This window comes from Curtobacterium sp. MCLR17_058, from assembly GCF_003234705.2.
In the GTDB taxonomy this organism is placed as follows: domain Bacteria; phylum Actinomycetota; class Actinomycetes; order Actinomycetales; family Microbacteriaceae; genus Curtobacterium; species Curtobacterium flaccumfaciens.
The window spans coordinates 2,055,145-2,066,489 of record NZ_CP126262.1 but is presented as its reverse complement, the minus strand read 5'-3'; the positions used below and the strand labels follow the sequence as shown (position 1 = coordinate 2,066,489).

13 protein-coding genes are annotated in these 11,345 nt (G+C 70.1%); 7 read left to right on the top strand and 6 right to left on the bottom strand.

From position 1 onward, the window contains the following. The first annotated feature begins 2 nt into the window (after positions 1-2). Positions 3-776, top strand: coding sequence for a Fe-S cluster assembly ATPase SufC (gene sufC, locus DEJ11_RS09880; RefSeq protein ID WP_071403760.1), 774 nt, complete (start codon positions 3-5; stop codon positions 774-776). Then, positions 776-1,105, top strand: coding sequence for a metal-sulfur cluster assembly factor (locus tag DEJ11_RS09875; protein ID WP_017887270.1), 330 nt, complete (start codon positions 776-778; stop codon positions 1,103-1,105). Before sufC ends, DEJ11_RS09875 begins: the two co-directional genes overlap by 1 nt. 283 nt (positions 1,106-1,388) lie before the next feature. On the opposite strand, the gene DEJ11_RS09870 is transcribed toward DEJ11_RS09875, so the two are convergent. Then, positions 1,389-1,988, bottom strand: a complete 600-nt coding sequence (locus DEJ11_RS09870) for a biotin transporter BioY (RefSeq protein ID WP_111103018.1) — start codon at positions 1,986-1,988, stop codon at positions 1,389-1,391. A gap of 115 nt (positions 1,989-2,103) precedes the next feature. On the opposite strand from DEJ11_RS09870, the gene DEJ11_RS09865 reads away from it, so the two are divergent. Next, positions 2,104-3,702 carry an ABC-F family ATP-binding cassette domain-containing protein gene (locus tag DEJ11_RS09865; protein WP_071403762.1) on the top strand — a complete coding sequence of 533 codons (1,599 nt, stop codon included), beginning with the start codon at positions 2,104-2,106 and terminating at the stop codon, positions 3,700-3,702. 587 nt (positions 3,703-4,289) lie between these two features. Here DEJ11_RS09865 and DEJ11_RS09860 read toward each other — a convergent pair. From DEJ11_RS09860 to DEJ11_RS09850, 3 genes are read right to left on the bottom strand one after another with little or no spacing between them, the layout of a single operon-like run. Continuing rightward, a complete protein-coding gene (locus DEJ11_RS09860) occupies positions 4,290-5,273 on the bottom strand; it encodes an SURF1 family cytochrome oxidase biogenesis protein (protein ID WP_111103016.1) in 984 nt (327 codons plus the stop codon). Beyond that, positions 5,270-5,578 carry a hypothetical protein gene (locus tag DEJ11_RS09855; RefSeq protein ID WP_371830589.1) on the bottom strand — a complete coding sequence of 103 codons (309 nt, stop codon included), beginning with the start codon at positions 5,576-5,578 and terminating at the stop codon, positions 5,270-5,272. The genes DEJ11_RS09860 and DEJ11_RS09855 overlap by 4 nt, the downstream gene beginning before the upstream one ends. Beyond that, entirely contained in the window at positions 5,578-6,000 is a 423-nt protein-coding gene (locus DEJ11_RS09850; protein WP_051596733.1) for a DUF3099 domain-containing protein, read from the bottom strand. Before DEJ11_RS09850 ends, DEJ11_RS09855 begins: the two co-directional genes overlap by 1 nt. A 165-nt stretch (positions 6,001-6,165) precedes the next feature. Here DEJ11_RS09850 and fabG point away from each other — a divergent pair, with 165 nt between their 5' ends. Beyond that, complete coding sequence (gene fabG, locus DEJ11_RS09845) at positions 6,166-6,879, top strand: 3-oxoacyl-ACP reductase FabG (RefSeq protein WP_027465673.1); 714 nt, start codon at positions 6,166-6,168, stop codon at positions 6,877-6,879. A gap of 12 nt (positions 6,880-6,891) precedes the next feature. Here fabG and serB read toward each other — a convergent pair whose 3' ends face one another. Both serB and DEJ11_RS09835 read right to left on the bottom strand, forming a co-directional pair. Further along, on the bottom strand, positions 6,892-7,530 hold the full coding sequence (gene serB, locus DEJ11_RS09840; RefSeq protein ID WP_111103014.1) for a phosphoserine phosphatase SerB: 639 nt from the start codon (positions 7,528-7,530) through the stop codon (positions 6,892-6,894). Positions 7,531-7,638: 108 nt separating this feature from the next. Beyond that, positions 7,639-8,880: a glucose-1-phosphate adenylyltransferase gene (locus DEJ11_RS09835; protein WP_111023028.1), complete on the bottom strand. Its 1,242-nt coding sequence runs from the start codon at positions 8,878-8,880 to the stop codon at positions 7,639-7,641. 47 nt (positions 8,881-8,927) lie between these two features. Here DEJ11_RS09835 and glgA point away from each other — a divergent pair, with 47 nt between their 5' ends. From glgA to DEJ11_RS09820, 3 genes are all read left to right on the top strand, one after another. After that, positions 8,928-10,127 carry a glycogen synthase gene (gene glgA, locus DEJ11_RS09830; protein ID WP_111103013.1) on the top strand — a complete coding sequence of 400 codons (1,200 nt, stop codon included), beginning with the start codon at positions 8,928-8,930 and terminating at the stop codon, positions 10,125-10,127. 9 nt (positions 10,128-10,136) lie between these two features. Further along, positions 10,137-10,919 (top strand): ABC transporter ATP-binding protein, encoded by a 783-nt coding sequence (locus DEJ11_RS09825; protein WP_111103012.1) that lies wholly within the window; start codon positions 10,137-10,139, stop codon positions 10,917-10,919. Between the two features lie 102 nt (positions 10,920-11,021). Then, positions 11,022-11,270 (top strand): type B 50S ribosomal protein L31, encoded by a 249-nt coding sequence (locus DEJ11_RS09820; protein WP_017887280.1) that lies wholly within the window; start codon positions 11,022-11,024, stop codon positions 11,268-11,270. Positions 11,271-11,345: the final 75 nt, after the last annotated feature.

Sequence of the window (11,345 nt, the reverse complement as noted above, 5' to 3'; positions counted from 1 at the left end):
CAATGTCCACTCTGGAAATCCGTGACCTCAAGGTCTCGATCGACACCGATCAGGGCACCAAGGAGATCCTGAAGGGTGTCGACCTCACCATCAACGAGGGCGAGATCCACGCGATCATGGGGCCGAACGGCTCCGGCAAGTCCACCCTGGCGTACACCATCGCCGGTCACCCCCGGTACAACGTCGTCGGTGGCACCATCACCCTCGACGGCGAGGACGTCCTCGCGATGAGCGTCGACGAGCGCGCCCGTGCCGGCATGTTCCTTGCGATGCAGTACCCGGTCGAGATCCCCGGCGTCACGGTGTCGAACTTCCTCCGCACCGCCAAGACGGCGATCGACGGCGAGGCTCCGGCGCTCCGTGGCTGGATCAAGGAACTCCGCCAGTCGATGGCCGACCTGAAGATGGACTCGTCGTTCGCCGAGCGCAACGTCAACGAGGGCTTCTCCGGTGGCGAGAAGAAGCGCCACGAGATCATGCAGCTCGAGCTCCTCAAGCCGAAGTTCGCGGTCCTCGACGAGACCGACTCCGGCCTCGACGTCGACGCGCTGAAGATCGTCTCCGAGGGCGTCAACCGCGCCAAGGCCGCGACCGGCCTCGGTGTGCTGCTCATCACGCACTACACGCGCATCCTCCGCTACATCAAGCCGGACTTCGTGCACGTGTTCGTCGCCGGCAAGATCGCGGAGCAGGGCGGCCCCGAGCTGGCCGACCGCCTCGAGAACGAGGGCTACGACCGCTACGTGCAGGTCGCCGCCGCCGAGGCGCAGGCCTGATGATCGCCGCACTCGCTCCCGACAAGTTCGACGAGGTCGTCGAGGGCCTGAAGGAGGTCCAGGACCCGGAGCTCGGCGTGAACATCGTCGACCTCGGCCTGATCTACGACCTCGCCTGGGACGACGACGCCAACGCGCTCGTCATCAGCATGACGCTCACCAGCGCCGGCTGCCCCCTGACCGACGTCATCGAGGGTGACACCGCGAACGCCCTCGACGGCATCGTGGACGCCTTCCGGATCAACTGGGTCTGGATGCCGCCGTGGGGTCCGGAACGGATCACCGACGACGGACGCGAGATGATGCGCGCCCTCGGGTTCGCGATCTAGTCGCGACCCACCACGGACGGGAGGCGCGGTGCCAGCTGGCACCGCGCCTCCCGTCCGTCTGTGCGCACGCCACGCGCGGGGCGCGCCGCCGAGTGGTCGCGACCACACGCTCACGTTCGCCGAGTGGTCACGTTCTGTCGGCTGACCGCGCTCCAGGCGACGGGATGCGACCACTCGGCGTCCGGGTGGCGGGGAGTCGTGACCGACCACCGGGCCGGTCAACCGCTCCGGACGCAGAACGGCCCCGCACCGATCAGGTGCGGGGCCGTTCTCATGCGAGGTGTCAGCGACGACCGACGGCCTTCCACGCGAGCGGCAGGATGCCGGCGGCGATGAGGGCCTTGGCGATGCCACCGACGATGAACGGGTACAGGCCGGCGGCGAGCACCGACTGGACGTCGTTCGGGGCGCCGAGCTGGCCGAGTGCCACGGCCAGGTACGGCAGGCCGGTCACGAACGGGATGGCACTCGCGAGCAGCATCGCGACGGTGGCGCGGCCGACGTTGCGGTCCCAGTTGCGGCGGGCGAGCCAGCCGACGAGCCCGGCGGCGGGGATGAAGCCGATGACGTACCCGAAACTCGGCAGGGCCAGGGCCTGCAGACCGCCCTGCATGTCGGCGAAGAATGGGGCACCCGCGAGTCCGGCGACGGCGTAGACGAGCAGCGAGAGCATGCCGCGACGTGCGCCGAGGGTCGCGCCGACGAGCACGACGGCGAGCGTCTGCCCGGTGATCGGGACCGGCCACATCGGGACCTCGAGCTGCGCCATCGCGGCGGTGAACAGGGCTCCGCCGGCGACGAGGGCGGCGTCGGCGGCCAGCCCGTGCGTGCGCAGACGGTCGGCGAGGACTGCGCGGGGAGCGAACCCGGTGGCGTTCGTCATGGATTCTCCTAGAATGGACTGCTGGTTCCGTTCGGAACCATCGGTCCCGTCAGCGTAGCGGTGCACCTCACGCACACACCGTTGTGCAAACCCACCAACTGATTGGACGTCCACTGTGCTTGCCGTGCACGAACTCGAGATCCGCGTCGGAGCTCGTCTCCTCATGGAAGACGTGTCCTTCCGTGTCGAGAAGGGCGACAAGATCGGACTCGTCGGCCGCAACGGCGCGGGGAAGACGACGATGACCAAGGCCCTCGCGGGCGAGACGCAGCCGAACGGCGGCACGATCGACCGCGGCGGGGAGATCGGCTACCTGCCGCAGGACCCCCGCTCCGGCGACCCGGAGGAGACCGCGCGGAAGCGCATCCTCGACGCCCGTGGGCTCGGTGAGCTCGTGGAGGGCATCCGCCTCGCCACGCTCGACATGGCGAGCGACGACGCGGCCGTGGCGGAGAAGGCGATGCGGCGCTACAGCCGCCTCGACGACCAGTTCAATGCGCTCGGTGGCTACGCGGCCGAGGCCGAGGCGGCGTCGATCGCCTCGAACCTGAAGCTGCCCGACCGCATCCTCGACCAGCAGCTCAAGACGCTCTCGGGTGGTCAGCGCCGGCGCATCGAGCTCGCCCGGATCCTGTTCTCGGACGCCGAGACGATGATCCTCGACGAGCCGACCAACCACCTCGACGCCGACTCCGTCGTGTGGCTCCGCGAGCACCTGAAGACCTACCCCGGTGGCGTCATCATCATCTCCCACGACGTCGAGCTCGTCGACGAGGTCGTGAACCGCGTCTTCTACCTGGACGCCAACCGCCAGACCATCGACATCTACAACATGGGCTGGAAGCTGTACCAGCGGCAGCGCGTCGCCGACGAGGAGCGCCGCCGCAAGGAGCGCGCGGGCGCCGAGAAGAAGGCCGCCACGCTCAAGGACCAGGCCGCCCGCTTCGGTGCGAAGGCGTCCAAGGCCGCAGCAGCCCACCAGATGGTCGCGCGTGCCGACAAGCTCCTCGCCGGCCTCGAGGACGAGCGCGTCGCCGACCGGGTCGCGAAGATCCGCTTCCCCACCCCGGCCCCGTGCGGCCGCACTCCGCTGATGGCCGAGGGGCTGTCGAAGTCCTACGGGTCGCTCGAGATCTTCGCGGGTGTCGACCTGGCGATCGACCGCGGTTCGCGTGTGGTCATCCTCGGCTTCAACGGTGCGGGCAAGACGACGCTGCTGCGCATCCTGGCGGGTGCCGACCAGCCCGACACCGGCGAGATCCAGCCCGGTCACGGTCTGCGCATCGGGTACTACGCGCAGGAGCACGAGAACATCGACATCAACCGCACCGTGATCGAGAACATGGTGTCGGCGTCGACGGACCTCAACGAGACCGAGGCCCGTCGGGTGCTCGGCTCGTTCCTGTTCACGGGCGACGACGGCTACAAGAAGGCCGGCGTCCTGTCCGGCGGCGAGAAGACCCGTCTGTCGCTCGCGATGATCGTGGTCTCCGGCGCGAACGTCCTGCTGCTCGACGAGCCGACGAACAACCTGGACCCGGCTTCGCGCGAGGAGATCCTCAACGCCCTGGCCGGCTTCGAGGGTGCGGTCGTCCTGGTGTCCCACGACGCCGGCGCGGTCGAGGCGCTCAACCCCGAGCGCGTCCTGCTGCTCCCGGACGGCACCGAGGACCACTGGAACAAGGACTACGCGGAGCTCATCGAGCTCGCCTAGCTGCGGCGCGTGTGGTCGGGCGAGGCCCGTCCGCACGGTGCCGCGTTCGCCATCCGGTGCGGTGTTGCGTGCCGGGTGTCCGTTTGTGGTGCTGCACCGTGCGCGGAAGCGCGCACGGGGTTGCGAGGTGCGCACGGTGCGGACTGGAGGCGCGGTGCCGGTCGTGCGTCGCGCCTCCCGTCCGCACGGTTCCGGTTTTGCCATCCGGTGCGGCGTTGTGTGCTGGGTGCCCGTTTGTGGCGCTGCACGGTGCGCGGAAGCGCGCACAGTGCGGCCCCGTCCGCACGGTGCCGCGTTCGCGGTCCGGTGCGGCGTTGCGTGCTGGGTGCGCGCTTGTGGCGCTGCACGGTGCGCGGAAGCGCGCACGGGGTTGCGAGGTCCGCACGGTGCGGCCTGGAGGCGCGGTGCGGTCGTGCGTCGCGCCTCCCGTCTGCACGGTGCCCGTTTCGCCATCCGGTGCGGCGTTGTGTGCTGGGTGCCCGCTTGTGGCGCTGCACGGTGCGCGCAAGCGCGCACGGGGTTGCGAGGTGCGCACGGTGCGCCGACGCGCACCCACGGACGCGCCTCAGCCGCGCCTCGGCCGCGCGTCAGCGACGTGACGCGATGAGTTCGTCCTCGATCTCGGCGTCGGTCTTCGGCTTCGCGTTCTTGCGGCGTTCGCGCTCGAGGGCGCGCTCGCGCTCCTCCGGGTCGTCCTGGTTGAGGTTCCGGTACTCCTGCACCATCACGTACGCCAGGAACCCGAAGCCCCCGGCGGCGAACAGGAACCACTGGATGAAGTAGCTCAGGTGCAGCCCCGTGTCGGCGTTCGGACGCTCCCAGCCGAGCGGGCGGGCCTCGGTCGGGGCGGGGGACTCGGAGGCGAGTTGTCCGTACGCACCGGTCCAGATCGGGTCGTCGACCTTGTCCTCCACGTCGGCCAGGGTCACCGACTGCACCTGGTCGGTGTCCTTCGGGTCGGAGCGGCCGGGGATGCGCGGTTCGCTCTGCTGCAGGCGGACGATCGCGGTGACCTCGCCGGACGGGGGAGCGGGCACGTGGTCGGGGGCGTCCTGGGCGTTGCCGGTCGGCACCCACCCGCGGTCGACGATGAAGGCGCGGCCTTCGGACGTGACCAGGGGCGTCAGGACCTCGAACCCGGGCTGCCCGTTGTGCACGCGGTTGCGCACGAGCAGCTGCGAGTCGACGTCGTAGCGGCCGGTCACGGAGACCCGGAGCCACTCCTGCTCGTCCTGCCAGCTCGAGGCCTTCGGCAGCGCCCGGTCGAGGGGGACGGGGGTGTGGTCGTAGTTCTGCGCGACCTGCTCGTTCTGCCGGACGGCCTCGTTGCGGCGGTCCCACTGCCACATGCCGAACAGTGCGCACACGATCGCGAAGGCGACGGCGATCGCGAAGTAGCCGAGCCAGCGGCGGCTCCGGACGAAGCGCCAGCCGACGAACGGCTCGTGGGGGTCCCGACCGGACGAGCCCGACCTGGAGTCGTCGGTCGAGCCGGAACCCACCGCAGCGCGCTGCAGCTTGGCGGCGTGCTTGCGGCCGTAGCGGGACTGCGGGTCGAAGCCGTCGGTCATCGCGAGGTGCCGGTGGAGCGCACCCCGACGTCGTTCTTCGGCGCCGCCGTCGACTCGCGCTCGTCGTCGAGGTGGTCGACGTCCTCGTGCATGCCGGTGACGCGCACCGGGAAGGAGCGGGACCGCAGGTAGTCGGCCAGGAAGTCGCGGTGTTCTTCGCACGCGGCCCAGATCTTCACGCGGTCGATCGCGTGGATCCGGGGATTGCGCCAGTTCACACGCCACCCGGCCGTCGACACGCAGCCGGCACGCGAGCACACCGGGGTGGATCCGGGTTCGGTCTGCAGGTCGAACGTCGCACCCATCAGCGGGGTCCCCACATCTTCGATCGGTCGCCGTTGCGCTGCCACTCGTCCTGCGCGTGCTGCGCCTGCTGGCGGAGGCGGTCCTGCTCGTCGCGGTAGGCCTGGGCCCGGGCGTCCTCCTGCTGTTCGCGGAGACGCGGGTCGACGGCGTCGTAGAGCTCGATGGATCCGGCGGGGGAGATCATGTCGCTCTCGGTCCGGCTGCCGGCGTTCGCGATGACGACGGCCACCCAGGGGATCACCGCGGCCAGGACGATCGGGATGACCGCGAGCCACGAGTGCCAGATCGAGTACACGAGCACGGCGGAGATGAAGAGGACCACTCGGATGGCCATCTGCCAGACGTAGCGGGACAGGCGGTGCGCCCGGTCCTGCTCCGGTGTGTCCGGCAGCGACGTGATGCTCGTGTGCGTGCTCTTCATACAGATGGTCTCCGTCTACCCGTGGTCAAGCCTAATCCCGCCGGACCGATCGTGGGTGCGCCGCGCGCGAACCGGCGGGGTGGTCCGCTCCGGTACGCTCGTCCGGGCGTGTCCGCCGGGTACCCGGCACCGCGTGCCGAGCAGATCCCACCGAACGGAGCGACCATGAGCACCCCCCGTACCGTCCTCATCACCGGCGGCAACCGCGGCATCGGCCACGCCCTGGCCGAGCGGTTCGTCGCCGCCGGCCACCGGGTCGCCGTGACGTCGCGCAGCGGTCAGGGGGGTCCCGAGGGCGCGCTGACGGTGCAGGCCGACATCACCGACACGGCCTCCGTCGACGCCGCGTTCACGCAGGTCGAGGCCGAGCTCGGTCCGATCGAGGTCCTCGTCGCGAACGCCGGCATCACGAACGACCAGCTGCTCCTCCGCATGTCCGAGGACGACTTCACCAGCGTGGTCGACACGAACCTCACGGGCACCTTCCGCGTCGTCAAGCGCGCCACGAAGGGCATGATGAAGGCCAAGTTCGGCCGCATCGTGCTGATGTCCAGCGTCGTGGGCGCCTACGGCCAGATCGGCCAGGTCAACTACGCGTCCTCGAAGGCCGCCCTGGTCGGCATGGCCCGGTCGATCACGCGTGAGCTCGGCTCGCGCGGCATCACCGCCAACGTCGTGGCGCCCGGCTTCATCCAGACGGACATGACCGCCGCGCTCTCCGACGAGCTGCAGGCCGAGTTCAAGAAGGCGATCCCGGCCGCCCGCTACGGCACGGTCGACGACGTCGCCGACGCCACGCTGTTCCTGGCGAGCGACGGCGCCGGGTACGTCTCCGGTGCGATCATCCCCGTCGACGGCGGCCTCGGGATGGGCCACTAGCCCTCGGACTGATCAGCCGCGCAGACCGAGCGTCGCGAGCACGGCGGACAGGTCGCGGTCGACGACCGCGACGTCCGCCTGGTCCCGCACGCGCGGCTTCGCGTCGAACGCCACCGAGAGCGCGGCGACGCGCATCATCTCGAGGTCGTTCGCGCCGTCGCCGATGGCGATGGTCCGTGCCGGGTCGACCCCGTCGGCGTCCGCCCACTCGCGGAGCGCGACGGCCTTGGCGTGCGCGTCGACGACGTCGCCGAGCACGCGGCCGGTGAGCACGCCGTCGGTGACCTCGAGGCGGTTCGCCCGGCAGTGGTCGAGGCCCAGCTGCTCGGCGAACGGGTCGAGCACTTCGTGGAACCCGCCGGACACCACGCCGACGGTGCCGCCTGCGGCGTGCACCCCGCGGACGAGCTGGTCGGCGCCCCGCGTCACACGGACCGACTGCTGTGCACGGACGAAGACGTCTGCCTGGAGGCCCGCAAGGGTCGCGACACGCTCCCGGAGGCTCTCGGCGAAGTCGAGTTCCCCGCGCATGGCGCGCTCCGTGATCGCCGCCACCTGTGGCCGGGTCCCGGCGCTGTCGGCGAGCAGTTCGATCACCTCGTCCTCGAGGAGCGTGGAATCGGCATCGAGGACGACGAGGAAGCGGGGCACGCACCAACGGTACCGACTGACGGAGGCACGGCCGCGTCCGTGACGCGAGCCGTGCCTCCAGGCCGTCCGTCCGGGGCTGCGCCCCGGGTGCTTGCCTGTTCGTCGTGTCTACGCGTCGACGCGGACGCCCTTGCCGACCACGGTGATGCCGGATTCGGTGACGGTGAAGCCGCGTGCCTCGTCGGCCTCGCGGTCGACGCCGACCTGCGCGCCCGGTGCGATGACGACGTCCTTGTCGAGGATGGCGCGGTTGACGACCGCGCCGGCGCCGATGGTGGCGCGCTCGAAGACGATCGAGTCGAGGACCTTCGCGCCGGAGTCGATCGAGCACCAGGGCCCGATCATGCTGCGCTCGACCTGCGCACCCGACACCAGGCAGCCGAGCGACACGAGCGAGTCCACCGTGGACCCGGTGTTGCCGTTCGCGTCGCGGACGAACTTCGCCGGCGGCAGGTTCGTCTGCTGGTTGAAGATCGGCCAGTCCTGGTTGTACAGGTTGAAGACCGGGACCGGGGCGATGAGGTCCATGTGGGCGTCGAAGAACGAGTCGATGGTGCCCACGTCGCGCCAGTAGTACTTGTCGCGGTCGGTGGACCCGGGGACCTCGTTGCGCTGCAGGTCGTACACGCCGGCGTCGCCGCGGTTGACGAAGTCGGGGACGATGTCGCCGCCCATGTCGTGCGCGGACGTCTCGAGTTGGCCGTCGCGCAGGACCGCGTCGACGAGCGCGTCCGCGTTGAACACGTAGTTGCCCATCGAGGCCAGGATCTCGCCGGGGGAGTCGGCCAGCCCGACGGCGTCCTTCGGCTTCTCGAGGAACGCGTCGATCTTCGTGGGGTCGTCGTCGGCCACCTGGATCACGCCGAACTGGTCGGCGAGCCCGATGGGCTGACGGATCGCCGCCACCGTGGCACTGCGGCCGGACGCGATGTGCGCCTCGACCATCTGGTGGAAGTCCATCCGGTACACGTGGTCCGCACCGACGACGACGACGATGTCGGGGCGTTCGTCGCGCAGCAGGTTGAGCGACTGCAGGATCGCGTCGGCCGAGCCGGCGAACCAGCGCTTGCCGAGCCGCTGCTGCGCGGGGACGGACGCGACGTAGGAGCCGAGCAGCCCCTCCATGCGCCACGTCTCCGCGACGTGCCGGTCGAGACTGTGCGACTTGTACTGGGTCAGGACGACGATCTTCTGCAGACCGGAGTTGACCAGGTTCGACAGTGCGAAGTCGATGAGACGGAAGTTGCCGCCGAACGGGACGGCGGGCTTCGCGCGATCGGCCGTGAGCGGCATGAGTCGTTTGCCCTCGCCGCCGGCGAGCACGATGCCGAAGACCTTCTTTGGTGCCATGCCGCTCACAGTAGGCGTCAGCACTGGGAACCGGTTACGTTGAACCAGTGCGAGTCGATCTGCTGACCAGGGAGTATCCGCCGGAGGTCTACGGCGGAGCGGGTGTCCACGTGTCCGAACTCACCGCCGCGTTGCGGTCGGGGACGGACACGGAAGTCCGTGTCCGGGCCTTCGGGGCCTTCCGTGACGAACCCGACGTGTGGGGCTACCGGACCCCGGACGGCCTCGGCCAGGCGAACGGCGCGCTGCAGGCCCTCGGCACCGACGTGGCCATCGCGGCCGACGTCGAGGGTGCCGACCTCGTGCACTCGCACACCTGGTACTCGAACTCCGCGGGCCGGATCGCGCAGCTGACCTACGGCATCCCCCACATCGTGACCGCCCACAGCCTGGAGCCGCTCCGCCCGTGGAAGGCCGAGCAGCTCGGCGGCGGCTACCGCCTGTCCAGCTGGATGGAGCGCGAGGCGTTCGAACACGCCGACGGCGTCATCGCGGTCTCGAAGGCCATGCGTGCGGACATCCTGCGCTCGTACCCGTCGATCGACCCCGCGAAGGTCCACGTCGTCTACAACGGCATCGACATCGACGCGTGGAAGCCGACCGTCGACGAGGACGCCGTGCGCGCCCTCGGCATCGACCCGACGCGCCCGAGCGTCGTGTTCGTCGGACGCATCACCCGCCAGAAGGGCCTGCCGTACCTGCTCCGCGCCGTGGCGTCGCTGCCGTCGGACGTGCAGATCGTGCTGTGCGCCGGCGCGCCGGACACCCCCGAGATCCTGGCCGAGGTCACCGAGCTCGTCGAGGGCCTCCGCGCGGAACGTGAAGGCGTCGTCTGGATCGACCGGATGCTCGCGCACGAGGAGATCGTGAACGTGCTGTCCTCGGGCACCGTGTTCGTGTGCCCGTCGGTCTACGAGCCGCTCGGCATCGTGAACCTCGAGGCCATGGCGTGCGGCATCCCGGTCGTCGGCACCGGCACCGGGGGCATCCCCGAGGTCGTCGCCGACGGGCTCACCGGTCGCATCGTCCCGATCGACCAGGTGCAGGACGGCACCGGCACCCCGACCGACCCCGACCGCTTCGTGGCCGACCTCGCCGCGACCCTCACCGAGGTGCTCGCCGACGAGGGGCTGGCGAAGCTCATGGGACGCGCCGGACGGCTCCGTGTCGAGACCGAGTTCACCTGGGACGCGATCGCCACCAGGACACGGCAGGTCTACGACCGGGTGCTCGGCCAGAACCCGTAGGCTGGTCGCATGCCCTCGGTCGTGCGCTTGTCAGACGTCTCCGTGGTCCGCAACGGGGCCACCATCCTCGACGCGATCTCGTGGGAGGTGCAGGACGACGAACGCTGGGTCGTGCTCGGCGCGAACGGCGCCGGCAAGACGACGCTGCTGCAGGTCGCCGGCGCCCAGACGTTCCCGACCTCGGGTGACGTCGAGGCGCTCGGGACCGAACTCGGCGGTGCCGACCTGTTCGAGCTCCGCCCGCGCATCGGCTTCGCGTCGACCGCGCTGGCCCGTCGCATCCCGGTGACCGAGAAGGTCATCGACGTCGTGCTCACCGCGGCGTACTCGGTGACGGGCCGCTGGAACGAGGAGTACGAGGAGCTCGACGTCCGCCGCGCGCAGCGCGTGCTCGAGGAGTGGGGCCTGGGGTCCTTCACCGACCGCACGTTCGGCGACCTGAGCGACGGCGAGCAGAAGCGCGTGCAGATCGCCCGTGCCGTGATGACCGACCCGGAGATCCTGTTCCTCGACGAACCGGCCGCGTCGCTCGACCTCGGTGCCCGCGAGAGCCTCGTCCGCACCCTCGGCGGCTACGCCCAGAGCGCCGACTCGCCGGCCATCGTCATCGTGACCCACCACGTCGAGGAGATCCCGGCCGGCTTCACCCACGCGCTCGTCCTCGCCGACGGCCACGTGCAGGCCGCAGGCCCCATCGACGAGGTCCTGACGGACCAGACCCTGACCGAGGCGTTCGGCATCGACCTCTCGGTCACCAAGGACGCCGGTCGCTACACGGCACGCGCCGCGTAGCGCTGCGATCCCGCCGTCTCTCTGGTATCGTGGACGGCTGGCGCAAGCCGACGACTTCCCGCGCAGTTCGCGCAATCCCATCACCGCTATCGAGGAATCTCCATGAAGACCGACACCCACCCCGAGTACCGCGCCATCGTCTTCCGCGACCTGGCCTCCGGTGAGACGTTCCTGACGCGTTCGACCGCGAACAGCGACAAGACCATCGAGCTCGACGGTGCGACCTACCCGGTCATCGACGTCGAGATCTCGTCCGCTTCGCACCCGTTCTACACGGGCAAGCAGCGCATCCTCGACTCGGCCGGTCGCGTCGAGAAGTTCAACCAGCGCTTCAAGGGCTTCAGCAAGTAAGCAGCCCCCACGCAACGCCCACGGGCGGTCCTCCTCCGGGAGGGCCGCCCGTTCGCGTTGTGCGGCGTTTCCGGC

Bases quoted from the DNA above. Each gene is read 5' to 3' on its own strand.
- DEJ11_RS09875 (WP_017887270.1), top strand. From the start codon at position 776: ATGATCGCCGCACTCGCTCCCGACAAGTTCGACGAGGTCGTCGAGGGC.
- sufC (WP_071403760.1), top strand. From the start codon at position 3: ATGTCCACTCTGGAAATCCGTGACCTCAAGGTCTCGATCGACACCGAT.
- DEJ11_RS09855 (WP_371830589.1), bottom strand. From the start codon at position 5,578: ATGGGTGCGACGTTCGACCTGCAGACCGAACCCGGATCCACCCCGGTG.
- DEJ11_RS09825 (WP_111103012.1), top strand. From the start codon at position 10,137: ATGCCCTCGGTCGTGCGCTTGTCAGACGTCTCCGTGGTCCGCAACGGG.
- DEJ11_RS09870 (WP_111103018.1), bottom strand. From the start codon at position 1,988: ATGACGAACGCCACCGGGTTCGCTCCCCGCGCAGTCCTCGCCGACCGT.
- DEJ11_RS09835 (WP_111023028.1), bottom strand. From the start codon at position 8,880: ATGGCACCAAAGAAGGTCTTCGGCATCGTGCTCGCCGGCGGCGAGGGC.
- DEJ11_RS09850 (WP_051596733.1), bottom strand. From the start codon at position 6,000: ATGAAGAGCACGCACACGAGCATCACGTCGCTGCCGGACACACCGGAG.
- DEJ11_RS09860 (WP_111103016.1), bottom strand. From the start codon at position 5,273: ATGACCGACGGCTTCGACCCGCAGTCCCGCTACGGCCGCAAGCACGCC.
- DEJ11_RS09820 (WP_017887280.1), top strand. From the start codon at position 11,022: ATGAAGACCGACACCCACCCCGAGTACCGCGCCATCGTCTTCCGCGAC.
- fabG (WP_027465673.1), top strand. From the start codon at position 6,166: ATGAGCACCCCCCGTACCGTCCTCATCACCGGCGGCAACCGCGGCATC.